24 protein-coding genes and 1 pseudogene are annotated in these 25,594 nt (G+C 53.3%); 20 read left to right on the top strand and 5 right to left on the bottom strand.

Annotated elements, in window-relative coordinates; translation table 11 throughout:
• Nucleotides 1-33 precede the first annotated feature (33 nt).
• The 17 genes and pseudogenes from HZS52_RS00615 (at nt 34) to HZS52_RS00535 (ending at nt 16,194) form a co-directional block, all read left to right on the top strand.
• A complete protein-coding gene (locus tag HZS52_RS00615) occupies nt 34-3,699 on the top strand; it encodes an ATP-binding protein (protein ID WP_190373986.1) in 3,666 nt (1,221 codons plus the stop codon).
• Nucleotides 3,696-4,331 carry a condensin complex protein MksE gene (locus HZS52_RS00610; protein WP_035576708.1) on the top strand — a complete coding sequence of 212 codons (636 nt, stop codon included), beginning with the start codon at nt 3,696-3,698 and terminating at the stop codon, nt 4,329-4,331. The genes HZS52_RS00615 and HZS52_RS00610 overlap by 4 nt, the downstream gene beginning before the upstream one ends.
• Nucleotides 4,328-5,572, top strand: a complete 1,245-nt coding sequence (locus HZS52_RS00605; protein ID WP_190373985.1) for a hypothetical protein — start codon at nt 4,328-4,330, stop codon at nt 5,570-5,572. The genes HZS52_RS00610 and HZS52_RS00605 overlap by 4 nt, the downstream gene beginning before the upstream one ends.
• On the top strand, nt 5,569-6,438 hold the full coding sequence (locus HZS52_RS00600; RefSeq protein WP_190373984.1) for a DUF7281 domain-containing protein: 870 nt from the start codon (nt 5,569-5,571) through the stop codon (nt 6,436-6,438). The genes HZS52_RS00605 and HZS52_RS00600 overlap by 4 nt, the downstream gene beginning before the upstream one ends.
• 186 nt (nt 6,439-6,624) lie before the next feature.
• Nucleotides 6,625-7,503 carry a hypothetical protein gene (locus tag HZS52_RS00595; RefSeq protein ID WP_190373983.1) on the top strand — a complete coding sequence of 293 codons (879 nt, stop codon included), beginning with the start codon at nt 6,625-6,627 and terminating at the stop codon, nt 7,501-7,503.
• Nucleotides 7,504-7,594: 91 nt separating this feature from the next.
• Nucleotides 7,595-8,176 (top strand): hypothetical protein, encoded by a 582-nt coding sequence (locus HZS52_RS00590; RefSeq protein WP_190373982.1) that lies wholly within the window; start codon nt 7,595-7,597, stop codon nt 8,174-8,176.
• Nucleotides 8,177-8,399: 223 nt separating this feature from the next.
• Complete coding sequence (locus HZS52_RS00585; protein ID WP_190373981.1) at nt 8,400-8,603, top strand: hypothetical protein; 204 nt, start codon at nt 8,400-8,402, stop codon at nt 8,601-8,603.
• Between the two features lie 124 nt (nt 8,604-8,727).
• Entirely contained in the window at nt 8,728-9,507 is a 780-nt protein-coding gene (locus tag HZS52_RS00580) for a hypothetical protein (RefSeq protein WP_190373980.1), read from the top strand.
• 46 nt (nt 9,508-9,553) lie between these two features.
• Entirely contained in the window at nt 9,554-10,345 is a 792-nt protein-coding gene (locus HZS52_RS00575) for a hypothetical protein (protein WP_190373979.1), read from the top strand.
• A gap of 260 nt (nt 10,346-10,605) precedes the next feature.
• Nucleotides 10,606-10,857 (top strand): annotated as a pseudogene (locus HZS52_RS00570) (MBL fold metallo-hydrolase); the annotation flags it as partial.
• 68 nt (nt 10,858-10,925) lie between these two features.
• Nucleotides 10,926-11,771, top strand: coding sequence for an EamA family transporter (locus tag HZS52_RS00565; protein ID WP_141439980.1), 846 nt, complete (start codon nt 10,926-10,928; stop codon nt 11,769-11,771).
• 403 nt (nt 11,772-12,174) lie between these two features.
• The gene (locus HZS52_RS00560; RefSeq protein ID WP_141439979.1) at nt 12,175-13,029 is read left to right on the top strand and encodes a Dimeric alpha-beta barrel; all 855 of its coding nucleotides are present in this window, start codon (nt 12,175-12,177) and stop codon (nt 13,027-13,029) included.
• A gap of 71 nt (nt 13,030-13,100) precedes the next feature.
• Nucleotides 13,101-13,799 carry a class I SAM-dependent methyltransferase gene (locus HZS52_RS00555; protein ID WP_190373978.1) on the top strand — a complete coding sequence of 233 codons (699 nt, stop codon included), beginning with the start codon at nt 13,101-13,103 and terminating at the stop codon, nt 13,797-13,799.
• Between the two features lie 110 nt (nt 13,800-13,909).
• Complete coding sequence (locus HZS52_RS00550) at nt 13,910-14,317, top strand: GFA family protein (RefSeq protein ID WP_190373977.1); 408 nt, start codon at nt 13,910-13,912, stop codon at nt 14,315-14,317.
• A gap of 228 nt (nt 14,318-14,545) precedes the next feature.
• The gene (locus tag HZS52_RS00545) at nt 14,546-15,508 is read left to right on the top strand and encodes a ribonuclease Z (protein ID WP_190373976.1); all 963 of its coding nucleotides are present in this window, start codon (nt 14,546-14,548) and stop codon (nt 15,506-15,508) included.
• A 109-nt stretch (nt 15,509-15,617) separates the two neighbouring features.
• Nucleotides 15,618-15,896 carry a type II toxin-antitoxin system RelE/ParE family toxin gene (locus HZS52_RS00540; RefSeq protein ID WP_138800920.1) on the top strand — a complete coding sequence of 93 codons (279 nt, stop codon included), beginning with the start codon at nt 15,618-15,620 and terminating at the stop codon, nt 15,894-15,896.
• A 10-nt stretch (nt 15,897-15,906) separates the two neighbouring features.
• Nucleotides 15,907-16,194, top strand: a complete 288-nt coding sequence (locus HZS52_RS00535; RefSeq protein WP_022520034.1) for a HigA family addiction module antitoxin — start codon at nt 15,907-15,909, stop codon at nt 16,192-16,194.
• 106 nt (nt 16,195-16,300) lie between these two features.
• On the opposite strand, the gene HZS52_RS00530 is transcribed toward HZS52_RS00535, so the two are convergent.
• Nucleotides 16,301-16,720 (bottom strand): putative periplasmic lipoprotein, encoded by a 420-nt coding sequence (locus HZS52_RS00530; RefSeq protein WP_022520033.1) that lies wholly within the window; start codon nt 16,718-16,720, stop codon nt 16,301-16,303.
• A 547-nt stretch (nt 16,721-17,267) separates the two neighbouring features.
• Nucleotides 17,268-17,789 carry an NADPH-dependent FMN reductase gene (locus HZS52_RS00525; RefSeq protein ID WP_190373975.1) on the bottom strand — a complete coding sequence of 174 codons (522 nt, stop codon included), beginning with the start codon at nt 17,787-17,789 and terminating at the stop codon, nt 17,268-17,270.
• 664 nt (nt 17,790-18,453) lie between these two features.
• On the opposite strand from HZS52_RS00525, the gene HZS52_RS00520 reads away from it, so the two are divergent.
• On the top strand, nt 18,454-19,107 hold the full coding sequence (locus HZS52_RS00520) for a DsbA family oxidoreductase (RefSeq protein WP_190373974.1): 654 nt from the start codon (nt 18,454-18,456) through the stop codon (nt 19,105-19,107).
• A gap of 99 nt (nt 19,108-19,206) precedes the next feature.
• Here HZS52_RS00520 and HZS52_RS00515 read toward each other — a convergent pair whose 3' ends face one another.
• The 3 genes from HZS52_RS00515 to HZS52_RS00505 form a co-directional block, all read right to left on the bottom strand.
• Nucleotides 19,207-20,400 carry an E22 family MetX-like putative esterase gene (locus tag HZS52_RS00515; RefSeq protein ID WP_190373973.1) on the bottom strand — a complete coding sequence of 398 codons (1,194 nt, stop codon included), beginning with the start codon at nt 20,398-20,400 and terminating at the stop codon, nt 19,207-19,209.
• A 265-nt stretch (nt 20,401-20,665) separates the two neighbouring features.
• On the bottom strand, nt 20,666-21,907 hold the full coding sequence (locus HZS52_RS00510) for a PDDEXK-like family protein (protein ID WP_022520027.1): 1,242 nt from the start codon (nt 21,905-21,907) through the stop codon (nt 20,666-20,668).
• A 9-nt stretch (nt 21,908-21,916) separates the two neighbouring features.
• Nucleotides 21,917-23,089 (bottom strand): UbiH/UbiF/VisC/COQ6 family ubiquinone biosynthesis hydroxylase, encoded by a 1,173-nt coding sequence (locus tag HZS52_RS00505; protein ID WP_190373972.1) that lies wholly within the window; start codon nt 23,087-23,089, stop codon nt 21,917-21,919.
• A 106-nt stretch (nt 23,090-23,195) separates the two neighbouring features.
• On the opposite strand from HZS52_RS00505, the gene HZS52_RS00500 reads away from it, so the two are divergent.
• Both HZS52_RS00500 and HZS52_RS00495 read left to right on the top strand, forming a co-directional pair.
• Nucleotides 23,196-24,062 (top strand): NAD-dependent protein deacetylase, encoded by an 867-nt coding sequence (locus HZS52_RS00500; RefSeq protein ID WP_190373971.1) that lies wholly within the window; start codon nt 23,196-23,198, stop codon nt 24,060-24,062.
• Nucleotides 24,063-24,109: 47 nt separating this feature from the next.
• Nucleotides 24,110-25,573 carry a protein adenylyltransferase SelO gene (locus HZS52_RS00495; protein WP_190373970.1) on the top strand — a complete coding sequence of 488 codons (1,464 nt, stop codon included), beginning with the start codon at nt 24,110-24,112 and terminating at the stop codon, nt 25,571-25,573.
• The last annotated feature ends 21 nt before the right edge of the window (nt 25,574-25,594 follow it).

Raw genomic sequence — 25,594 nt, 5'->3', positions numbered from 1 at the left:
CAGCCATTGAAATAGTCATCGAAAGGACACGGCATGGCCCACCTGCTACGCATCGTGATGATTCACGGCCACCTGGAAGGCGTGGTCGAACTGAGTGTGGACGGCCACACCAATATTTGCGGCACCAACGCCTCCGGTAAAACTACGCTACAGCGCCTGGTGCCGGTGTTTTACGGCGAATTACCCAATAAGGTCGTGCCCAAAACGCGCATGAAGTTTGATGCGTTTTACCTGCCTCACCGCAACAGCTACCTGGTGTACGAATACCGCCGCGAAGCGGGCAACATCTGCCAGGCGGTGCTGACCCGCAAGGCCGAGGGCGGGGTGGAGTATCGCTTTGTCGGCGCGCCCTACCAGCCGGAGGATTATCTGGTGGAGAGCGACGCGGGCGTGGCGGCGCTGGACTACACCCAGTGGGCCAGCGGCCTGCGCCGCAACGGCACACCGGTGTCGCCCAAGCTGGGCGCTACCTCTGAATTTCGCTCGGTGATCCAGAACGACTTTACCCAACTGCACGGCAACAGCCGCGATGGCCTCAAGCTGCGCCAGATCGCGTCGCAGTTCAGCCTGGTCAAACCCGAGCGGCGCATCCGCCATATCGAAAAGCTGGTTTCTGCGGTGCATGCCAAAGAGGGCAAGATGGACACCCTCAAAACCATGCTGGCGGCGATTTTCGAAGAGGATGGCGTTGAACTCCCGGTAACCCGGATTCGCAACACCAAGGCGCGGGAGTGGATTGCCCAAATGCGCCAATCCATGCGCCTGGAACCGCTGCAGGCATCGCTGGCCCGACTTGCCGGTATCGACCGTGAACTCGCCGACCTGGATGCCACGCTGTGGCAACTGAAACCCCAGCTGGAAGACGACCGCCAGCAAGCAGAGCGCCGTATGGCCGATGTGGATGCTGAGCTTGCCCGCCACCAGCGCGAATTCCAGCAGCGGGAGAGCGACTACGCCGAAGCACGGGATAAGCTGAACGACCGCCACAGCGAAGTGGTCAGCGATCTGCAGCAGACCCAGCGCCGCCTTAATGACCTGCAAACCCAGTACGAGCAATACGCCGATGCGGACATGCCCGCCCTGGAGCGCGACATCAACGCGCTGCCCCAGTGGCGGGAGCAGCGCGACCAGCTGCGCGCCCACCTGAACGTGATGCAGGACGCGGTAAAAGAGAGCCAGGCGCGCCTGGACGGTCGGCTGCGCGAATTGTCTGAGGCGCTGGCCCGCCAGACCCGTGAATCCCAGGAACTGATCGACGCCCTGGTCGAAGAGAAAGCCCTGCGCCGGGAACAACAGTGGGAGTCCGAACAGCAGCTCAACGAACGCTATCAGCAGGAGCGCCAACGCCTGGAGGGCGAGTACCAGGCGCAACTGGAACTCGGCGTCGAACAGCTAGCTGAGCTAAAAGCGCAGCTCTCGCTCTCGACCCAGACCGCCGAAGAGGCTTCCGAGGCGGAGCTTGCCCAGGCGCGCCTGGATCAGGCCCAGCAGGAGCGCAACGCATCCGCTGCTACTCTGGATGGCCTGCGCCGGGAGTTTGAAAGCCGCAAACGCGAGCGCGACGGTGCCGAACAGCAGCTGGTGCAACTTCGCCAACAGTTGGAGCGCGCCGAGCAGCGCTGCTTTGCGCTCTATCAGCAGCGCGACCCGGAGCAGGGCAGCCTGCGCCATTTCCTGCGCTATCACCGCCCCGGTTGGGAGCAGCAGTTAGGCAAGGTGATTGCGCCAGAGCTTCTAGAGCGGCGTGACCTCGCCCCGCAACTGGCAGAAGGCGCTAGCGATGATCTGTTTGGGCTGGCGGTGGATCTTTCCGCCATTGCTTTGCCCGATTACGCCCAGGATGAAGCCAGCCTGCTGGCCGCCATCGAAGAAGCGGATGGCGCCAAACGCCGGGTGCAGACCGAGAGCCAAGCCGCCGAGAAATCGCTCAAACAGCATAACGAGCGGGTGCAGCAGGCCGATGAAGCCCAGGATCAGGGCCGCATGGCCCACAAGCGCGCCGAGCAGGAAGTCGAGTTTGCGATAGAGGCCCGCCGCCAGCAGCAAGAGCGCCATACCAAGCGCCAGCAGGAGCGTCGCGCAGCGCATCAGACCGCGTTAGCCAGCCAGGAGCAGGCGCAAAAGGAGCTGCGCGAAGAGAAGCAGCAGGCGCTCGCCGCCCTTAGCGAGACCCATCAAAGTCAGCTATTGGAGCTCAAGGCCGACGGACAGAGCCAGGTGGATAGCCTGGATGCCCAACTGCGCCAGTATAAGCAGCAGTTGAGCGACGCCAACACCGAACACAAACGCCAGCGTGCGGAACTGGAAGAGGCCTTTAGCCAGGAACTGGCCGAGCAGGGCGTTGACCCCGCCAAGCTAAAAGATACCAAGGAGCGGCTGGCAAGCCAGGATGAACGCATTCGCGTCACCGCCGCCCGTCAGGATGAACTCACCGAATACACTCGCTTTATGCGCGTCGAGTGGGGGCAGCACAAGCCGCAGCTGGTCGCGCAAGAAGCCGAGCTGGAGCAGGCGGAGCAAAAGCTGCAGCGGGATAAAGAGCACCTGAAAAATGACTTCCAGGCCGCGCGCAAAACCCACCAAAGCACGATCAGCACGCTGAAAACCCAGCGGGAGAGCGAATACGCCTGCCTGGAAGCCTTGAAGCCGCTACTCACCCAGCTGGAAACCTTGGCCATTGAACCCGATGGCCAGGCGCCCGGTACGCCACTGGGCGATGTGGACGAGCGTATCGAGCGCGCCCGCCAGGCGCTGGGCAATCGCCACCAGCTTATCGAACAGCTGCGCCGTGGCTGCCTGGAAGTCGAAAGCCAACTGATCAAGGACGCCAGCAGCGGCTTTGCCGAAGCGCTGGAGAGCGAACGCAGCAAACTGCAGAGCGATAACCCGCGCCTACAGCTGCCGCTACTGCGCGACATGCTCAAACTGCTCGAAGATCAACAGCAGCAGCTGATTCAGGAAGGGCGCAACCTAAGCGACGACCTGGATAAGTTCTTCACCGTGTTCCGCGATTTGAACCGGCGCATCAGCGCTCAAAGCCGCCGGCTTTCTGAAGAGGTCGCCGATGACCTGCGCCTGGAAGGCATCACCAAGGCCGAAGTGCGCATCCAGTCCACCATCGATGAACTGGGCTTTTGGGAGCCGCTGAAGCTGTTCGCCCAGCGCTACAAGGAGTGGCGCGAATCCGGCCAGACGCTACCCAGCGACGACTACCTCAACGCTCTGGCAGACGTGGTCGACTTGCTGCGCAGCGACCAGCAGTACAGCTTTGAAAGCCTGCTGCGCCTGGAGCTGCACCTGAACGAAGGCGGCACCGATCTGGTGATCAAAAACGACCGCCAACTGCTGGAGTCCTCCAGCCACGGCATGGCGTACCTGATTCTGTGCAAGTTCCTGCTCGCTTTTACCCGCCTGCTGCGCGGCGGTGCGGAAATCGCCATCCACTGGCCCATCGATGAGATCGGCACCCTGGCGTACCACAACGTCGAAAAACTGTTCGACGCCTGCGACAGCAACCGTATTCATATTGTCGGCGCCTTCCCCAACCCCGAGTCCGATGTGCTGCTGCTGTTCGCCAACCGCTATCTGATCGACCGCGATGAGGCCAACCCCAACAAACGGGTGTTAAAACGCATCGAGCCACGGCTAAGCCGCCTGGCCGAACGGCTCCAGGAGCGTCAGCAGGAGGTGACGGTATGATCGAACATGGCCCACTGCTAGAGCGCCTGCTGGCTGGGGAGTTTGTCTGCCCGATCAGCGATGAGAGTGGCTATCGTCACCTCACCAATGAAGAGACCCGGGAGGAGATCGATACCTACCTGCGGCCGCTTAACCGGCGGCTGGCCAGCAATGAGGATGGCAGCGTCTATTTTCTGGCCTGGCGTCAGCTCAATGATAACGCCCGGGATCAGCTCTCCCGCCAGCTCGGCGATACGCTCAATAGCCTGCTGCCGTTGCTGGAGTGGCTGCAACTGGTTCAAGAAGCCCTGGGCCGCGATACTCTGGCTGCCCCCGGCGACGTGCTCAAACCGGCCGAGTTCAGCGCCAAGTGCGAAGATAACCAAAGCCTGCGCGAACGCCTGGAACGCCTGGCCACCGACAGCTTTTTTGGCTCGCAAAGTGACCAGCTTGATGCCCAGGTAAAGCAGGTCTTCAAGCGCCTCAAAGAGCACGGCTACCTGCTTCAGCCCCACGCTGAGCGGCAGGTATTCGTGGTCACCGGCAAGATCGACTACCTGGTGGATCTGGTGCGCTTTATTCGCGATGAAGAGAACCTGCCCATCGAAGAGGGTAGCGAGGAGGGCTCCGGTTCCCAGGAGGCCCTGTTGTGAATTCAAACAGCGAACACGCTCTGGAAAGCCGCCTGCTCAAAACCGGTAGCGAACGGCTGGCGCTGCTAGGCAAGCATGCCGATGTACTGATGCAGGCCTACACCCGCGATGAAGTGCCGCTGGAATCGCTCAGCGATAGCGCGCTGCGCAAGCTGCTGGCAGCGCGCATCCTGTGGCGACCGGACGAGCAGAGTGGCGTGAAGCTGGCGCCCAAGGTGCGCGAACTGATCGCCGAGATGCTTGCCGACGAGACCCGCCGCCATGTGAACGCCGATGTAGCGGAAACCCTGGAGCTGATTCGCGCCCTGGTACACAGCTACCGGGAGGCGCGCAGCCGTGGCGAGCACTGGCGGCTGGAACAGCAGTTGATGCGCCTGCGCCAGGAAGTCGATGACCTGAACGGGCGCTTCGCCGATGCCATCGACAGCTTATGGCAGCGGCTAAATAGCGATTTTGGTTTCGTCAGCCAGCTCAACGACAAAATCCGCGAAAACGACCGCGCCCAGAAGCAGATCGCGAGGCTGCTGGACGGCCTGGCGCTGATCGACTTCGACGAGCTGATCGAGCTGGTGGGCAGCGATGGCAGCCTGCGCAAGTTATTGATCAGTCAGCTTCAGCAGCAGTTAAGTAACCACTACACCGGCCTGCGCGAAGTACAGCGGCGCTTGATCGAGCTGATGGCGCGCTTTCGTAAACAGCAGGCGCGCAGCCGCCTGATCAGCGGCATGGCCGCCTTTATGCGCGAACACCCCGGCTTTGTGCCAGGCAACTATGCAAGGCGCAGCGAGGTACCAGGGCTGGTCAATCAGGCTGCACCGCTCAGCGCGGCTGCCGCCCCGGCGCTGGATCGCAACCTGGATAGCCGGTTGCTCGCCGAGCTGCTGCACCAGCTACCCCAACCGCGCCACACCACGCAAACGGTTGAAGCCGCGGCCCCGGCCCAAGCCCAGGAAAGCAGCTTAGCCGCCGCCCGCCAGCAGGCGCTCAAGCAGGATGTGGAACACTTCTATTTAAGCGTGATCGACCAACCCCAGGCGGAGCCGGTCAGCGCCCTTGAGTACCTGCGTGACAGCCCGCTGGAATGGCCGGATGAGATTTGGCTCTTCCAGGTAATTTCCGAGTACCAGGGCCTGCCGCGTAGCGATCAGAAGGCGTTTCGGCTCAAACAGCAGGAGAGCCAAGCGAGCCAATTCAACCACCTGCGCCTGATCCACGATGTAGAACTGCAGCTGGCCGTATGAACCTACCCAGCCGCGCACGCACTGGCCTTAACGGCGTCGCCCGTGAACTTCTCCGCCAACCCACGGTGGAGAAGCCGCGCCGCCAGTGGGTAGACGACGTGGTGGCCTGGTGCCACCAGCACGACATTGACCTAGCCTCGCGAATCAACGGTAAAACGCTGCGTTTTGACGCCGCCTTACTGGCGCAGATTAATGACGTACTAGAAAGCGCTCGCCTGGCACCACTAGGCCGCTCACTCAGCGGCCTGAGCAGCAGCGCCCAAGCGAAAGAGGGCGTAGAGGAAGACAAAGCAACGCGAGAAAGCCCCCGTGCGAGGCGGGTACTCGTCAGCTTTCCACCCCAGCCAATAGCAGGGCTTGCCAACGAGCCACGCGCTATTCGTGATGTAGATGTACTGGGACTAAAACTGAGCGCCTTTAGCGCCCTGGTTCAGGTCGAAAACCTCGACAGCTTCTATGAGTTCTCACCAGAATTGCCAGCACTAAGCGGCTACGCAAACCCGCTGATCGTCTACCGTGGCGACAGCCACTACGGCGGCGGCTTTGCCTTACTGGCAGAGGCCTGGCACAAAACCCGCCGAACACACATCTACGCCGGTGACTTTGATATAAAAGGCGTTACGGTAGCGCTGGATAGCAACGCCACCCACTTGTTCCTGCCCTCTATTGAATGGCTTACTCAACATGCCACGTCGTTGCATGTGCCTGCTGAGCAGTTTCCTTACCAGCGTAGGCTGCGCAAACATCTTGCCGTGCAGCCATCTGGTCATCCATTGCGTGACTACCTAGCTCTGCTGCTGGAAAAGCAGCGGGGGCTAAAGCAGCAGTGGTTTGGTGGGGAGTTAGTGCGTGTGGCGCTTAGCTAGAATTGGACGGATCAAAACACGATGGCACGCGAACTCTGGTTATATCGCCGAAATTTACTTTGCAGGCAGAAGAATCAATGGGGTAGAGTCATTTGCATGGCTACATAACCCCAATCAATGTGCCCAAGCGTTCATTGAGGTTATGTAGCGGGGCGTATAATCACTGTTATATTTTCTTGAGGCATCATGGTTCCCATTCAAGATTTTTTAAAGCATGTAGACATATCTGACTTGCATGAAAAAATATGCAAGTTTAGAGACCTAGACTTCAAAAAATTAAGCTATCAAGAAGTCCAGAATGAAATATCAAAAGTCATCACATTTGATACGCCATATGGAAATATTTCAATATTAACACCAAGCTCTGGAAGCTACCCTGCAGGGACACGATTCTACAGGGTCAGAGCGATAGATGAAGATGATAGAAATCTACCATTAAGATCAATGAGTAAAATATGCGACTGCTGGGAGCCACCTAGCAATATCGTTAAGGCCGGACGCTTAAATAAAGAAAAAGAATCCTTGCTCTACACCTCCCCAATGCAGCCACACATTGCTGTAGAGGAAATGAAAGCCAAGGACAATCAACTATTTTCACTAATAGTTTACGAAGCCATAGAGCAGGTAAATGTAACGATCATTGGAGCCCCAGCAGTACATGATGGGCTATCAAAAGAAGAGATGCTGAAGTCCCGAATGATCCAAGACTTTTTGCGTCATGAGTTCATTAGAGATGTAGGCTCAGGCACTGAATATCTTTACCGAATATCCGAGTCCATAGCGAAAGACTACTTTGATCTACCGCCAGAGTTCCATGATGCATGGTGTTACCCATCTGTAGCAAAAAAAGGAGGCTACAACACCTGTTTCAGGCCTGAGAGCAGATCAAAGCTACGCCTATGCGGCGTACAAATAGCTTCAATCTCTCGGCAAGCAGACGACTATCTATTTCATATTAAGCTTATTGCAAAAGATTCTGGTGATGGCCAGACATTGAGCTATCACGCGGTCGGCTCTGAAGAGCAGACTAAAATTTTCCCTGAGATTTCAGTAGAAAAAATATAACAAATGGTTCAAATCGTTCGCTTCGCTCTCTGGGACGGGCTAAAGCCCGCCCCTTAACCAAACGTTATGTAGGCAAGGAGATTTACTTTACGTGTTAGAAGATATTCTCACCCAGATTGGATCGACCGCGTTAGTTATTTCTATTGGAGCATATGCTGCGAAGAAATGGATTGAGCACCAAATGGACAAAATTGCGACGCAAAATTCCCATGAGCTAGCGCAGCAACTTGCAAAGTTAAACGTCCATGAGCCGTACTTACACAAACGACGCGTCGAGGTAATCGAAGCTATATATGGAAAAGCACTGGATGCAGAGTTCAGTTTGAAGAGTTTCCTCGTCACATGGTGGGGCCATTCAAACCGAGATGAGCTTCCTGATGGAGTATGCCCTGACGGTCAGGGATTCTCAAAAAAAAGGGGGCTAGAATTCTGTGAGGCGTTTACTGAAATTAACACCATGCTCCACAAGAACGCTCTGTATTTTGACGATCAGTTTATCGAAGGCGTGCGCGGCGCCTACAAACCGCTTTTTGATGAAATTCTACATATGGATACAAGTAATCCGCCCCCGTTCCCCGATGAGTACGCCGAGATAATTGAAAAGGGACAAGAACCTCGTCAATCGATGATTTCGTTGTTTCGCCGAGCGCTGGGGGTTGAGGGGCAAGCATAACTGGGCTGTTATGCACTTGTGGGAGGAAAGCATGGAAAAGTGTACAAACGAAAGCTGTAAAAAAGATTTCTATGTCACCAAGATTGGTGGCGGTGTTCCTGGTGGTAAGGAGCGGGAGCCAGTTATCTGCCCTTATTGTGGCACCACTGTAAGAACCGAAATGACTTCCGCTACGTTCTCAACCCGCCGAGTCGAAGACGTCAAAAGTTAAAAGGGGCTGTTCATGAGCGACGAGCACAAAAAGAAGATAGGTATTCCAGACGCGCACGACCTTGCTCAAACAGATACCAAGTGGGAGCAGCGCAGGGGAAGGGATACCGATTATTACTTATATGATGAGGTAGACGCTGATGGTAACGTGGTCGGCAAGTATGAAGTCTCGGAATCAATGTCAATCTATCCGCCTTTTGGCACAACCATGAGCTGAAAGAAGCTGTCGTAAAATGCATAACCAATCGCTCAAGTTCGTTCCCGGCCTAACGGCCGTCCACCGGACGTCCCTGACGGGCCGCCGCTTAGCTTTGCGTTATGTTTTCAAAGGGAGATCTTGAGTGCCAACTGAATTACATGAATTTACTGGTCATTTAGAACAAACCATTAGAAACTCATTGAGCAGTATTTCAGCTCATGCATGGGATGAAGATCACATAACATACACATTGTTAAAGGATTTGCAGAGTGCTCTCAAGGGTTCTCGGTTTTCTGGGCATGATCCCAGAAGCGCAATAAACTGGGAAACATATAAGTTAAAAGGGAGTTATGAAACAGATTTTGGAGATATTGCTTTAGTCGTGAATATTAATTATAAAGATGGTAGCTCAGTTAATGGTGTAGCCTTTCTAGAGGCGAAAAAACGTGACTGGAGAAAAACTACTTTTAGTGCAATGCGAGTAAATCAGGCAAAGAGAATACTAAAAAATGCCCCTCGCGCTCAATATCTCCTTTACGATTATGACGAAATAACCGGTTTCTTAAATGGGTCTTTGTATTCTGATGAAATGGAGTACTATTACTTCAGAAGGGGGTTAACAGTACCCTTTTCACCTATAACAAGGAGTGTCTGCGTTCCTTTAAATTTGGCTCTTACTAAAGGAGATAAAGACACCCTCTTGTACCGCCATGGATTACCCTTATCTTTTGTGCTCTCAACTCGCTACTTTCAAGGTTTAGACCTGGAGTTTGATGAGAAGTCAAAACAGGTTGCAACTGGTTTCCTAAACAAGTTTGGGTTATCCAAGTATGTGGTTAAGGTTGATATAATCGAGAGTGGTGCTGAACTTAGTGATGATGATCTGCGTGTCAATCAAGCTGAATATATTCAGGCTGACTAAAACATAATCACTGTTAGTGAGTCAATCAACAAATTTTGGAGTACTGATGACAAAAGCGAACATTCGTGGTGATTTCAAGGAAGTTGAGAGCCAAATTGCCAGGCTCCTAGCTATCGGTGAAGGATTTCGCGAGAAGGATAGAGATTGGTCTCACATGAAGAACAAAGAAGATTGGGAGCGCAATCTGTACAAAATTTCCGATGGCAGGAAACGTGCTACTTGGGAACGGATTTATAGCGATGGTCGTGATATGGGGCTCTTCATGTCAGATGCGCTATGCTCAATCAACTATGACATCACGACCTATCCCACACTCACAAGAGTAATTGAAAGGTTTGATGGCTCCTGGATTGATTCTGATCTAATACCTGTTGTCGAAGATGCTATTAAGGTAAACGAGGAATATGAGCTAAATTGCTGGGCATTTGATCAAATGGTAACGCTCTTTAAAGACCAGCAAAGCTTGGCTCAAGTGGTGAAAAACACTTTGGAGCTCTTGAAGGGGTCAGATTTGTACAAACTGGAGAACGGAATTCCCGTGAATAAAGAAACGTCAAACATCACCATTAGTAATGTTTCCGGAAGCAATATTTCTGTGGCCTCGTCGAATGTAGATCAAAAGGTCGAAGGCACAGATGCAATTTTTGCTGACCTAATGGCTGCGATTGATGAAGCAGATATTGAGCAGAAAGAGGCACTAAAAGAAAGTGTTTCAGAAATGCAGGATAAACAAGGAACGTCAGGATTTGGTGCTGCTTACAAACGATTCATGGCTGCAGCCGCAAACCATATGACCATCGTCGCCCCATTCATCCCAGCCTTGTCTGCCCTGCTTTGATGACTAAAACCATTTGATTCAGTTCGTTCCGGGCCTCTGGCCCTCCACCGGACGCACTAAAGTGCGCCGCTGATCAGGGCGTTATGAGCTAAGAGCGCTAATGATTTAACCACAAGTAGCTTCATTAAAATTTGGCGAATGTAGGTGGCTCTCAACAGTATAAATGCACGCATAAATATGATTGTAAAAGCATTAATCTTTAAACGTAGCTGACTGGCGATTTCATCGCCTTGGTCTTAAAGTGAGATCACAAATAAGCTATGAACTTACTCTTCCTCGGCACCTCCGCTGGTGTACCCACAAAAAACAAAAACGTCTCCGGGGTCGCCTTACGAGAGAGCAAGGGGAAGAGCTGGTACCTGATCGATTGTGGTGAGGGCACCCAGCATCAAGTCTTGCACACCAAGCTGTCGTTCCACTCTTTGAAAGCCATCTTGATTACCCACGTGCACGGCGACCACTGCTATGGGCTGCCGGGCATACTCGCGAGTGCAGCCACCTACGCGCATCGTAATTTGGACTATGCTGGGAAAACTAGTTTTTCTTAACGTAGCATCCTGCCGCTCAAGGATACGATGACATGAGCCTAGAAATAACAATGGTTGTACTGCTCGCCGCCATCTTTAACGCCAGTTGGAATGCGATCGTTAAAGTGAGTGGCGACAGGATCGCCGTCATGGCGGTGATTACCTTATTGGGCAGTCTAGTTTCTGTATTCGCCTTGCCTTTCGTGGCACTCCCCGATTCTGCCAGTTGGCCGCTTCTTGGCTTGGCCATCTTGATTCATACGGCATATCATTTTTGTTTGCCCATGGCTTACCACTACGGTGATTTTGGTCAAGTCTATCCCATTGCCCGAGGATCGGCGCCATTACTCGTTACCCTAGGCGCAGCCGCATTCGCTGGCGAAATGTTGGGGTTTCTCCCGTTACTCGGTGTGCTGTTTCTTGGCGTTGGCGTGATGTCGCTTTCATTCGATACCAGTACCGGTATCACCAGAAACCCCCGCGCTATTCTCCTCGCTCTTGGTACGGGAGCCCTTATTGCCTCCTACACGCTAGTGGGTGGCCTGGGCGCCCGACAAGCTGGCTCGGTGTTCGGCTTCGCGGTTTTATTGACCCTCGGCAACGGATTGCTGACGTTTGCGATTGCTTTGACGTGGAAATCCAAGGAAATAAAAAGAGTTATATCCAGCAATTTGGCTCCCGCTATTGTTGGCGGGGGAATGCAGGTCGGTGCGTATTGGATCGTTATCTGGGCCATGGCCTACGCCCCACTCGGCATGGTCTCGGCTTTACGAGAAACCAGTGTGCTGTTCGCCGCCCTCATTTCTACCATCATTCTGAAAGAAGGCTTCGGCGTATGGCGGTTTGTTTCTTCTGGCCTGATCGCCTGCGGCATTACGTTGACTCGCTACAAGCCTTAAATAAGTTCACGTGCCGTGATATGGCTCGGTCCACTTCCCGCATACCTAACCAAACAATACAAAACCGCCAGTGTCTTCTCAATTAGCTCTAACCTTGCTCAGCTTGGCCACGCCTATCCATATAAAGGCGAAGTGATTTTTTCATTGTGAGAATGAGGGCTGTCCCTTGATATGCCCTCGTCTAAATACTCACTTCCATGAGGTAAGTATCATTAGAGCTGGAAAAGCGCGCAGGTAAGCGAATTTTGGATATTTTATCACCAAAATTGGCTTTGCTCTCAGGGGAGGCAATGAGGTAGAGTCGAATAAGGAGGTTACATAACCTCAATGACTGCGCCGAGACGTTTATTGAGGCCCTGGAGCCTTCCGTATAATTACTGCTAAGCTTGAGTGTGGAATCGAAATGAATATGCCCTTCTCAATTGATAAAGAGTCATTCAGTAAATTCTTAGAAGAGGCTGGCATAAGAAAAGTGGCTTTTGTTTTCCACCTGAAAGTTAAAGATCTAAATGGCTACAGTAAGTTTTTGAAAGAGAGTGAAAATAGCTTCAATAGCAAAAGGCTGTTTCGAGTTAAGGCAGACCCTGTTGCACGAGAAGGGATGTGGATAGATGAAATTATCATCGATGAGTTTCCATCCACCCAAGCGGCTTTCAAGTTTCTTTCGACCTTCGATGAAGCTCTAGATCAGGTTTGCGCTGAGCATACCGTCCTTGCAATCAAGCCAGAACCATCAGTGCTTTTTTCTATGGTTAAGGTTGCCTCTAGTGCTGTTAGGTTGTTCAAAGGTGTCACCGACAAAGGAATCCCTACAGCTACATGGAAAGCTGAGAATGACGCAGTCTGGCCCGATGAGAATCAAATGAAAGTAGCAAGAGCCCAAAATCTTGACGAGCCTCTTTTTGTTTACAATTTGAATAAATATAAACCGAAAGCCGAATATAATAATTCTTACGAGGTCACTAAAGGTATTAGCGGCAAACAGGCCTATGACCGCTACTCCAAAATTGCGGGATTTGAATTGCTGCGAAGGGGCGCATATCCAGTTTATGGTGGAAAGCCCCTTGGGTTATTCAGCAGTGACAAGGAGTGTATGCTAGCTGATCGCTGGGATCATTTTATATTTGTACGCTATCCTCAGCGCCGTAACCTTCTGGCCACCATTGAGAGCGAAGAATTTCACAAAGGTGAAGTTCATCGCGACGCTGGGTTGGAACGAGTCGCAATTTTTATGGCAAAACCTAACAAGAAAAATTAACTCGGATGCAAATTTCGCTGCGCTATATTTGCACCGGTTATTTGAAGTATTAGACAGAATCGGATATCTGCATGAACCAAGACGAACTTAAGGCTATTTTTGACCAACAGGCTTCTGGCTATGAACAGCGGCAAAAGAAGCTTGCGCCAGTCCATGAAGGACTTCATTTTCAGCTTGAATGGATATTGTCGGACTTGCCACGCGAGGCCCGTATACTTTGCGTCGGCTTAGGCACAGGCGCAGAACTTTCCTATTTAGCTAATAAATTCCCAAACTGGAGCTTCACCGCCGTCGAGCCTTCTGGCGCGATGCTCGATGAATGCCGTCTAAGAGCTGAGAAAGAAGGGTTTAGTTCTCGCTGTATGTTCCATGAGGGCTATCTGGAATCTTTGCCAGATGTTGAGCTTCATGACGCAGCTACATGTTTTATGGTTTCGCAATTCATTATTGATGCTGAGGCACGCTCGAACTTTTTCCATGCTATCGCGGACAGGCTGCACCCTGAAGGAATTCTGGTGAGCGCAGACCTCTCGTCAGAGGTTGGTTCATATGAATACAGAGCATTGCTTCAGGCATGGGTAGCCATGCTGCACGCTGCAAACGTTCCTTCTGGTGCTATAGAAAAGACCCATGCAGCATGGGCGAAAGATGTCGCAATACTCCCTCCCGACGATGTTAAATCCATCATCAGGCGTGGCGGTTTTGACTCACCAGTTCAATTTTACCAGGCAGGTTTTGTTCATGCTTGGTTCTCTAAGCGTTCGCCATAAAGTACCGTCTGACAATCCAAGGCAGTGGGCATATTTTTCTTCGCTGCGCTCAAAACGCAAGTATGCCCCTTTGGGCCATTACCTGTACAAAAGATAGAGGTTCATTATAAATGAAGTATCCAATTACCGGCTCATGTCTATGCGGACATATCACCTACAAGCTTTCTAAACCCCCGATTGCTGTAGCCGCGTGTCACTGCAAACAATGTCAAAAGCTTTCGACGAGCGCTTTTAGCATTACCGCAATGATAGGTTCAGACGCCATTGATATAAGCGGAGAAATGAATGAGTGGAGCAGAACTGCTGCAAGTGGAAACACAAGCTCAGCTAAGTTCTGCCCGGTGTGCGCTAACCACATCTACCATTACAATCCAAGCAATCCTCATCACCTAATGTTGAAGCCTTCCACGCTTTCAGATACAAGCGATATCAACCCCACCATTCACGTTTGGGTCTGTGAAAAGCAAGACTGGTTCCAAATACCAGAAGGTGTGTTGGCCTATGACACACAGCCGTAGCGAGCTAACAATCGTGCAAGCTAGCGCCTATTGCGCGTGCCCTCTGAGTTAGGTTCGCTAATGCCTTAGCCACACGTGGCGTCAACTCAGTTTGGTGGATGTAGGTAAGCCTTAACTGTATTAATGTATGCCTAGTCATTGTATAAGCACTACTGTTTTCATTTAGCAGATTTGAAATCTGCATCCTTACCCTCAAAGCGAGTGCATAAGCGAGCGCACGAACAAGATATGAACTTACTGTTCCTCGGCACCTCCGCTGGTGTACCCACAAAAACCAGAAACGTCTCCGGCGTCGCTTTGCGAGAGAGCAAGGGGAAGGGCTGGTACCTGATCGATTGTGGTGAGGGCACCCAGCATCAGGTTTTGCACACAAAGCTGTCGTTCCATTCGCTGAAAGCCATCTTGATTACCCACGTGCACGGCGACCACTGCTATGGGCTGCCGGGCATACTGGCGAGTGCGGGAATGGGCGGCCGGAAAGCGCCGCTTACCATTGTGGCGCCCGCAGGCATCAAGGCATGGTTGGAGGCTACCTGTGAGGTCACGCAGCTTTGCTTGCCCTTCGCCCTGGAGTTTATCGACTCGGACGAGCTGCCAAGCGTTGAGTTTGAGAGCATTGCGATTACCACGCACAGGCTTTCGCACCGGGCACCGTCCTACGCTTATGGGTTTACGGAGACAAGGGTCGACGCTGCCTTGGATGTGGATAAGTTAGCGCAAAAGGGCATTCCGAGAGGGCCGTTGTGGGGGCAGTTGAAGCAAGGGTTTGATGTTGAGTTTGAGGGTAAACAGTTAAAAAGCCATGAGTTCTTGATCTTCAAGCACAAGCCGAGAAAAGTGGTGATAGCTGGGGACAATGACCAGCCTGACTTGTTGAATGAAGCGTGCGCGGGGGCACAGGTGCTGGTGCATGAAGCCACCTACACCGAAGAGATGGCCCAGAAGGCTGGTGATGTCGGGCATAGCTACGCCAAGCTGGTCGCCGCGTTTGCCGAAACGGCAGAGCTTCCCAATCTGGTGCTGACGCACTTTAGCCCCCGTTACCAGCCCCACCCTCTTGCCTCGCCTTCCATTGAGGAGATCCGCCAAGAGGCCCTGCGCGTCTACTCGGGCTCGCTTTACCTGGCGCGGGATTTTGGCGAATACACCCTGGATAAAGCGGGCCACTTTACTGAAGTGGCGGGCGAGTAGTCTTTAACCTAATTGTGTTATCAACGGTAGGGACATAGCACGTTTATCGACTCTTTTTGATTTGCACCATGTTTTTGACACCTGATACGTTGCAGGGTACATTTTATAGATGATCCGAAGCTTCAAACACAAAGGCTTGGCAAAATTCTTCAAATCCGGCAGCACTGCAGGGATTCAGGCTGCGCATGCAAAGAGGCTTCGGCTTATTCTTGGTCGACTTAATGCAGCGTCAGATGCCAACGATATGGACTTGCCAGGTCTTCGCTTGCACGAACTCTCAGGTAAGCGCTCTGGAATCTGGTCAGTCACGGTTAGTGGTAACTGGCGCGTGACGTTCCGGTTCGAGGACGGAGATGCCGAGATAGTGAATTATGAAGATTACCACTGAGGTACCGCCAATGCTGATGCACAACCCTCCCCATCCTGGTGAAGTATTACGCGAGCTTTGCTTGGAGCCCCTTGGTCTTACTGTTACAGCCGCTGCGGAAGCGCTCGGCGTAAGTCGCAAAACGCTCAGTGCTGTGCTGAACGGCAAGGCCGGTATTAGCCCTGAAATGGCGGTGCGGCTTTCTATCGCGTTTGATACCTCTGCGGAAAGCTGGTTGAACCAGCAGTCCCAATACGAGCTTTGGCATGCCGAACAGCATCGCAAAGAGCTTAAAGTAAAGAGGCTGGTTGCCGCTTAAAGCAGCGGTGGTTTAAGTACACCCTGGATTAAGCGGGCCACTTTGCTGAACTAGCGGATGAATAACTGCTTTTATCCCGCCGCTCCTTGAGTGACCACCGCTCAGGTCAGTCGCGGCAATAGCCTTCACCTGTTGCGACTACCAAGCAATCTTCCTTTTCCAATAGCCACTTCATGCCGGTGGCTTCGCCGTCGCCCGAGCGAAGCAACTGCGGGCCGTCTCCGCGGTTGAAGCTAATGCCTTCGGTGGTGGCCTGCCCTTCGAAGGTGCCGATTTGGTCGTCATCCAGGCCGTAGCGCATGTGAAGGAGATAATGTCCCGGGCCTGCAGGCTCGTCCTTGCTGATTTCCAGGAATAACCCTTCAACGCCAATCCATCGGCCGACCCATTGATCGGTAACCTGATGGTGGGGTTGGTTTTGCTCGGTTGCAGTATCTGAAACGGGCGCGTTTGATGCGGTGGTGTTGCTGTTGCTACACCCACTTATCAGCATCGTAGTGATTAGCGCTAATAATGCTTTTTTCATAGCTGGCTCCTTATCATTACTGGGTGTTGCTCAGTATAGGACGAAATGTACTTTCATCAGTTTGAACGTATTTTGGTATATGTCGATGGGCTATGTACTGCTGAGGTATTTTAAAAAGGTACACACCGGTTTGCTGGTTATGAACAGGGGTACGCCCGGTGGTTGTTTCAAACACTGCTGAATTTATTTTTGCTCGTGAGGGAATCAATGGGATAGAGTTAAATTAATTTATGAAATCACTGTTAACTAGATATCTTCAGGATTTCCCATGTCTTCAGACCCCTGGCTTCAACGTTGGTTACCTCTTATCACTGATCGAGCTGACTGCGGGCCAGTCCTTGAGCTTGGTTGTGGTGCTGACCCATATCGTGAAGAGCTCAACGTGAAGAAGCTTGTTATGGTCTGGAATAGCACATAGCCAGATCGTTCTCCAAGTGACATTTCCTTCGAGTCGCAGCGGTTTTGCCACTGGTGATGGCAGGCGCTATCAGTTTCTATAGCGCCTGTAATGACAGACTGCAGATGATTTCCTAAAAATAGAAAAAAATTAAATCTTACTTAATATTCCAAGTAAGTCTCGGTTAAACTGCTGGTTAGTGACGATGCCCTGCTCTAAGTCAAAATTTTCGAAAAAGCTGGGTAAGGAAAGCGCGCCTATAACGGTTGCTGAAAAATAAGGAGCTGACGCTTGTGCGGAAGCTAAGACACTTTGCGCTCCACCTTGACCAGGCGAGGTAGATAGCATAAGAACGGGTTTATTTTGAAATACTTTCATATCTATTCGTGATGTCCAGTCAAATAGATTTTTATAGGCTGACGTATAAGTCCCATTGTGTTCCGCGAATGACATTACGATGACATCTGCTTCACCGATAGCGTTGTAAAAAGCATGCGCCAATTCAGGGATGCCAGACTCTTTTTCTCTTTCTTCGCTAAATATTGGCATTTCAAAGTCGTTAAGATCGATTAACGAAATATCTGCATCGCTGACTTGTTGTGCTGCATAAAAAGCCAGCTTTTTGTTAATGGAGCTTTTGCTGTTGCTAGCGCCGAAGGCAAGTACTTTCATTTTAAAATCCTCTGAGTTGATTTTTCCAAGGGTGTTGGTTTGGTTTTAGTTACACGTTTTTAATAAAAATGTTATCTGAAGCGATAAGATTGAGTTGGCTTTGACGTAGGGCTATTCTGAAACCTCAACTAAGGTTGAGGTCAAGAGGGGCGCGAAAAATAAACTTATAGGCATTTTATTTGAGCTTGAAGAGCTTCCGAATCATACCCGTGTCACTCTTGTTGATTGGGACAAATTGGGCTCTAGGTGGCGAGGCGAGCTAAACAGGAAGATAACGCAGTTAATTGAACTGAGAGATATGATGACAGACTGCATCGGGTGTGGTTGCCTTTCTCTTGATAAGGTGCAAGCTACATTCTTGAAAGCCATGACTCCTTAATCTTCAAACACAAACCAGGAAAAGTCGTGATTGCCGCGTTTGCCGAATCGACAGAGCTGCCCACCTGGTGCTGACGAACTTTAGTCCTCGTTACCAGTTCAACCCCCAGCGTCGGAGCCAGTAAGATGCTAAGCCGTGAGTAAGAGGCTTTTGCTTACCAACGCCGCCAATGGGTTGGAAAAAGTGCACACCTACTGGGTTGGTTGCGTTTAGGTGTTGCTTGATAAAAGCCAAGGCTTAGCGCAGTTTGTGCGCTGATGACCGAACCCAACGAGGAGATCCATCATGCAGAAGGTAAGAATTGATCTAGTGTCCGATGTAGCCTGCCCATGGTGCGCGATCGGCTATCGGCGCTTGGAACAAGCGCTAGAAACCCTTGATGGCGAGATCGACGTTGAGCTTTTCTGGCAGCCCTTCGAGCTCAACCGGGATATGCCGCCTGAGGGCGAGCCGATCCTGGAGCACTTGTGCCGCAAGTACGGTAAGGATGCTGCCAGCATGGCGCAGTCCCAGCGCGAGATTATGGCGGTGGCCGAAGAGCTTGGATTAAATTTTCGTGGTGCCCAGGAGCGTCGGGCGAACAACACTTTCGCTGCCCACCGCGTGCTTGCGTGGGCTGCAACGCAGAACCTAGAGACACCCCTGCAATTGGCACTGTTTGATGCCTACTTTGGTGAGGCGAAAAACCCTTCAGACCCAGAGGTTCTACGCGAGAAGGCCATTGAGGTCGGGCTTGACGGTGACGTTGCTGAGTCCATCGCCCGGTCTGATCAGTACGCAGACGAAGTTCGAGCGGCAGAACAGCGATTCATGGAAGCAGGGGTCACTGCCGTGCCGGGATTCATCCTCGACGGGCGCTACCTGATTTCGGGCGCCCAGCCAGCTGAAGTGCTTGTCGATGCGCTTCGTCAGGTGGCCGAAGAGAACGCCAACCGCTAATGTTTTAGAGGCTCTGGCCTGAATGGCGGCTAGTTAGTCTGGTTCATATCGCAACTTCTTAAGCGCTGGCTTTAAGACTCAAAGCCAGCGCTACCCCCCTTACTGCAAAAACGCCCGCAATGTATCGCTAGCTTGATTGATGGAAACAACGCCATCCAAATGGCCTCGATCGCCTTCCAGGGTTTCAAGCGTCACCTCAGTGCCATCTGCCTCAATTAGCTCGGCGGTTCGACGCACACCTTCAGGCGCGAAGACGAGGTCGTTTTCGCTATACAGCATCAGTGTCGGTGCTTCGATGGCGGCAAGTCCTTCCTCTAGCGAGTCGCCGTGGCCTGCCATAAAGGTTTGGTTGGCGCGCACCAGATAGAGCAGATGGTTGGCATCGGAGGTGGCCGCACGGGCGGCGGCGATATCATCCAGCGTTTGTTCGATCGCGTAGCGGGCGTTGATATCCTGGGCGGGATCGCGCGCTTCGTCGGCCCAATCGCGGTTAAAGGTTTCATTAGCCCACTGCCAGTGGTTGGCGTTGAGTGTGACCAGTTTTAGCGCTTCTTTTAGCCCGTCGGTAGGTGGTTCGCCGTTGTAGTAGTTACCCTCGTTCCAGTTGGCGTCTAAACGAATCGGCGCTGCCCAGGCGCTTAGCGTGGCCAGTAGCCAAGGGTCGGCAACGCCGCCGCCAATCACTGAGATTAAGCGTTCAACTCGGTCAGGGTAGGCGCTGGCCCACTCGATAGCTTGTAGCGCGCCCATCGAGGCACCCATCACCGCATGCAGCGATTCAATGCCTTGGCTTTCGAGTAGCTCGCGCTGTACCTCGACAAAGTCGCGGATGGTGACGACCGGGAAGTCCATGCCCCAGGGCTCGCCGGTGCCAGGGTTGATGGAGGCGGGCCCGGTGGTGGTGACGTTGGGGTCATTGGCATTCAGGTTAACCAGCGTATCCGAGGAGATGATGTAGTACTCATCGGTATCGAGTGGCTTGCCGGGGCCAATGATGGCATCCCAGTAGCCGGTCGGCTGCCCATTTTCCTCATAGCGGCCTGCCGCATGGCTGGTGCCAGAGAAGAAGTGGGTGATTAGAATGACGTTATCGCGGGCGTCATTGAGCTCGCCGTAGGCTTCCCAACCCACCGTGACGTTGGGGATCGTCTCGCCGCCATGGGTAGTGAAGCTGTCCATTTCAAAGGTCTGTTTCTCGACGACCCCATTCCAGGCCCACAGGGGGGAAGCCAGAAGGAGGCTAAGGCCGGAACAGAGCGTTGCCGTGAACAGCGCGTATCGTGTAGATGCCATAGGGTTGCCTTTAACGAGGGGTTATTGTGATTGTTATGGGCCACCGGCAGTGACCACCCTCTCAGCGTAGTAGACCCTAGCGCATTTTGAATGGATTCAACCCGTTGGCTTGCTGCATCATCATTCAGCACCGTTTAACATATTAAGTGCTTGAGGAAGAACGAGTGGTTAACAATGTTTACCACGGGGGACCACTACTAGTAATAGACGTCTTTGCTCCGCGCTGATGCCTTGATGCTACTGCGGCCTCTCGTCCGCCCTAGCCTCATGAGTCGGCTATATTGGTTTCTGTCTCGAAAGCGTGTTCATCCACCCATTTGGCTAAATCACCCAGTGCTTTCATCGCACCTGTCTTGGTGTACTCCCGGGGCCAAGCACTCAAAGCCAACCAGCGCCCAGCGGTTTCAGGCCAAGTGTCGTTGCCATGGCCTTCTCTGTACCAAGTACAGTCTGGGTGTTTGGTGACAGGCGTTACCTTTAAAAATGCCCGTTCGATTTTTTTCAGCCAAGGGTCACTGCTTACCTGGCTTTCCAAGTAGGCCCGAACTTCAAAACCGATGCTTTCATCACCTTCCGACTCTGATGAAGGATAATAAACGAGGCATATTTGGGAGGCTCCTGTATTACTCCAAGCACTGGGGAAGAAACGCCATACTCTTGTCTCTTCACTCCAAATTTCCGGCTTTTTCTTGGTATGGATATCGCTGGTAGCTATTTGCAATGCAGCCGCAATATGGCTTTTACCTTCCGCCATCAACTCCTGTTCGAATTGCTCCAAACGCTGAGATGCTTCATACAGGTCATTGAAATGCTTCAACGAAAAATTCAGTTCGACTTTCGTCATTGTCTTTTCTTCAGTTGGATGGGCGATAGAAGTGAGGTGCTGTAACAACTCTTGATAGAAAATTTGCCATTTCGTCTGATCAGATGGGGCTACGTCTTTCCCGTACAGTTCATAAGCTGAGACCAATACTTCCGAGTAGGATAACGTTGGCCAGCCTGCGTTAGTGGCGGGTGCCTGAACGCCTTCCTTGGAGTCATCTGGGCATAAAACGCATTTGTAGATATTAACTTCATAGCTTTTCAGCAAGTCGTCATAGGCATAAAACGGATTATTAGTCGCCGAAGCCCATACTTTATGCTCAATGCCCAATACGAAGTTGTTTCCTGAAACCAATAAGTCCAAGCGCTTGATCGATTCGCTTTCGACATTCCAGCTCCCTGCTTCCCGTTCGGTAGTGACTGCTTCCCAGTCGACTTGCTGTAGATGGTCATGATCGAATCGCTCTTTACGAACTAGTGCATGCAGAACGGCCTTGGCTAACCAGTGAGGCGCACCGGGATAACCGCCCATAAAGAAGGCCATTAAGTCGGATAGTCGGTTCTCATTCTGACCAGGTCCTGCAACCGAAAACAAATTGGGTGTCAGGGGTTCTGGCTTGGGCAGCAGTGCCAGCTTCTCGAAAAACCGCTCCAAAGCTGCCAAATCATTCGATTCTGAATACATTGATGAATCCTAATGGAATTTAAACGGATTCAACCCGTTGGCTTGCTGCATCATCATGCGTTTGGCGAACGGGAAGCGCTCGGCAATTTGCAGGCTTAGGTCGCCTAGTTGGCGCAGCGGCTTGGCGCCGGTAAACAGGTGGTGAAAGCTGTCGGTGGCAGCGATCATCGCCTGGTTGGCCGCGCGGCGCTGGCACTCAAAGCGGAGTAGGTTGACATAGTCGCCGGGGTCGCGGCCCTGGATAATGATCTCGGCAAGGGTGTCGGCGTCGTGCAGGCCGATATTTAACCCCTGGCCTGCCAGCGGGTGCACCACATGGGCCGCGTCGCCAATAAGTGCCAGGCGCTTGCCGATATAGCGGTGGGCATGTTGGCGCTTGATGGGGAAGCTGGCCCGGGCGACGATGCGGATGAGGTTACCCAGGCGTTTAGGGAAGGCCATTTCGATGGCTGCTTTAAGTGCCTCATCGTCAAGCTGTTCGCGGGCTTGGGTGGTTTTATCTGTGTCGTACCACACCAAGGAAGCACGATGGCCTGGTAGCGGCAGCATGGCGATGGGGCCTGTAGGGGTGAAGACCTGCCAGCTGACATCCTGCTGGGGCAGTTCGGTTTCCACGTTAATGATCATCGCCCGCTGATGGTAGTCATAGCTGCTAACGCTGATCCCTGCTAGCTCGCGCAGGGTCGATTGCGCGCCGTCGGCGCCGACGATCAAGCGGGCGCTTAGGGTTTTGCCATTATCCAGCTCCAGCAGGCGGCCAGTGCTTGAGGTGATCGTACTTAACGGCGCGCTTTGGGTGTAGCAGGTGACGCTGGGCAGCTGTTCTAACCGTTGCCATAACGCGTACTGCAACGTGCGGTTTTCGATAAAGATGCCGAAGTCATCCATGCCGCTATCCTGAGCGGAAAACAGCGAGTGGCCGGTACCGTCCTGGTTGGAAACATCAATATGCCGAAAAGGGCAGCAACGCTCCTCGGGTAACGTCGTGCCGCTGGCCTTAACAAAGGCTAGCGAGCGCGCATTCAGCGATGAAATACGCAGGTCATAGTCACCGCTAGGGGGAGTAGGGGCATCGCCTTGCTCCACCAGCCCAACGGAGAAACCCGCATGACCCACGCGAGCCGCCAGGGCGGCGCCCACCATGCCGCCACCGACAATAATAATGTCATGATCGTGCTGCATAAGAGTATCTCCTGGGTGCACAATAACCGTTAAAGGGCGCGTTGCATGGCCCGCTGTTGCTATACAGTATCGTTGAGTTTGAGCCACATTGCCTAGAGGTGAACGATTGACGCAGGCCGTGGAAATTGCAGAAAGCGTTGCCCAGGCGGGCGAGGAACTGGCTGATTTTATTCAGCGGCACCCCAAACTGTGGGTGATTACCGGTGCCGGTGTGAGTACCGACAGTGGCATTCCGGACTATCGCGATGCGGATGGTCAGTGGAAGCGGCCACCCCCGGTGCAGCATGGCGACTTCATGAGTTCTCATCACGTTCGCCAGCGCTACTGGGCCCGCGCGCTGATCGGTTTTAGCGCCATGCGCGAAGCCCAAGCCAGCGGCGCACACCGTGCGTTGGCTGCGCTGGAGTCACAGGGTTATATCCAGCAGTTGGTGACCCAAAACGTTGACCGTTTACATCAGCGCGCTGGTTCCCGCCGGGTGATCGACCTGCATGGTCGAGCGGACATGGTGAAGTGCATGGTGTGCGACTATCAAATGATGCGCCACGCCATGCATGCCGAAATGGCGCGCATGAATCCGAGCTTTACTGGTTTGCAGGCGGGGCACGCTCCGGATGGCGATGCCGACCTGGAAACCGACTTCAGCACCTTTCGCATTTTCGACTGCCCGCGCTGCAGCGGCATCCTGAAGCCTGACGTGGTGTTCTACGGCGATGTGGTGCCCGCCGAACGGCGGCTTGCAGCGCAGGTAGCGCTGGCAGAGTCGGAGGCGGTACTGGCAGTGGGCACCTCGTTGATGGTGTTTTCCGGCTACCGTTTCTGCCGTGCCGCCCATGAACGGGGCATGCCGCTAGCATCGCTATCGCTCGGCGTCACCCGGGCAGATGCGCTATTGACCCACCAGTGGCGGGCGCCGTTGACGCCGGTGCTCGAGCAGGCTGTGAGCTGTTTGCAGCGGCGTTTACTTGACTGAAGTGCTAGGGTATTAGGTAGATATCGCCATCAATAGCGGAGCCTATCGTGCTGCCATTCGAACATCTCTATTCCACCTTGCCTGAACCTCTCTGGGTCGCCACCCAAGCAACGCCTGTGGCTCAACCCGAACTGATTGCGTTCAATGCGCCGCTTGCCCATGAACTGGGGGCCAAAGAGATACCTGACTCAACAACGCTTGCCGATTGGTTTAGCGGCAACCAGCCCATGCCGGATGCCAAGCCGGGCGCCTTAGGTTACGCCGGGCATCAGTTCGGTAACTTTGTGCCGCAACTGGGCGATGGCCGTGCGCTGCTGCTGGGCGAAGTGATCGATCAGAATGGCGTTCGCCGCGATGTGCAGCTAAAAGGCAGCGGCCGCACACCGTTTTCCCGTGGTGGCGATGGTCGTTCGCCGTTAGGGCCGGTGCTGCGTGAGTACCTGGTCAGCGAGTTCATGGCCGCCATGGGGATTCCCACCACCCGTGCCCTTGCGGCCGTGGCGAGCGGCGAGCGAGTGGTCCGGCAAATGGCTGAGCCCGGCGCCGTCTTTACCCGCGTGGCCAGCAGCCATATCCGCGTAGGAACGTTCCAATTCGCCGCCTCACGGCGAGATGAAGCATCGTTAAAAGCGTTGGCGGATCATGTCATTGAACGCCACTATCCAGGTGCTGCCAACGCCGAAGATCCTTATTTGGCGTTGCTGGAGGAGGTAGTTGCCCGCCAGGCAGTGCTGATTGCCCGCTGGATGAGCGTGGGCTTTATTCACGGCGTGATGAACACCGATAACTGCAGCATCGCCGGTGAAACCATCGATTACGGCCCCTGTGCCTTTATGGAGCAGTTCGATCCGCAGAAGGTGTACAGTTCCATCGATCAAGGCCGACGCTACGCCTTTGCCAACCAGCCAGCGATTGCTCAGTGGAATCTGGCCCGCTTTGCCGAAACGCTGCTGCCGTTGATGCGGGAAGAGGGCGACGCGGTCGTGGAGCAGGCCACTGACGCCATCCGGCGCTTTGAATCACTGTTCAGCGCCGAGCAAGTCCGCCTGCATGCCGATAAGCTCGGTTTAGCGGCGGAAAGCCCTCAAGCCGAAGCGCTAATGGAAGGTCTCGAAAGCCAGATGCATCAGGGGCGGATGGACATGACCGCCACCTTTGACGCGCTCACGCAATACGCAGCCTCTCCGAGCGATGAGTACCGCCTGGCACTGCTGGCACTGACGACTCAGCCTGGCGAGTTGACCGCGTGGCTGGATACCTGGCAGCAAGCGCAGATAGCCAGCCAAGATAGTGAGCGTTTTGCGGCCATGCGAAGCGCCAACCCGGTCATTATTCCCCGTAACCACCGGGTTCAAGAGGTCATTGATGCCGCTTACGAAGGTGATTTTGCGCCTTTCCACACCTTATTGGCAGTGGTGACTAAGCCGTTCGATGAATCTGTTGAAGCGCGCCGTTTAGCGGCGCCCGCCACGGAAAATGAGCAGGTGCTAAGAACCTTCTGTGGCACATAACGCCTATGCTAGACTGTGTTT

This window comes from Vreelandella titanicae (assembly GCF_014697095.1).
Taxonomy (GTDB): domain Bacteria; phylum Pseudomonadota; class Gammaproteobacteria; order Pseudomonadales; family Halomonadaceae; genus Vreelandella; species Vreelandella titanicae.
Note: the sequence above shows the minus strand (reverse complement) of the source record. Positions and strands in the feature narration are given on the sequence as shown.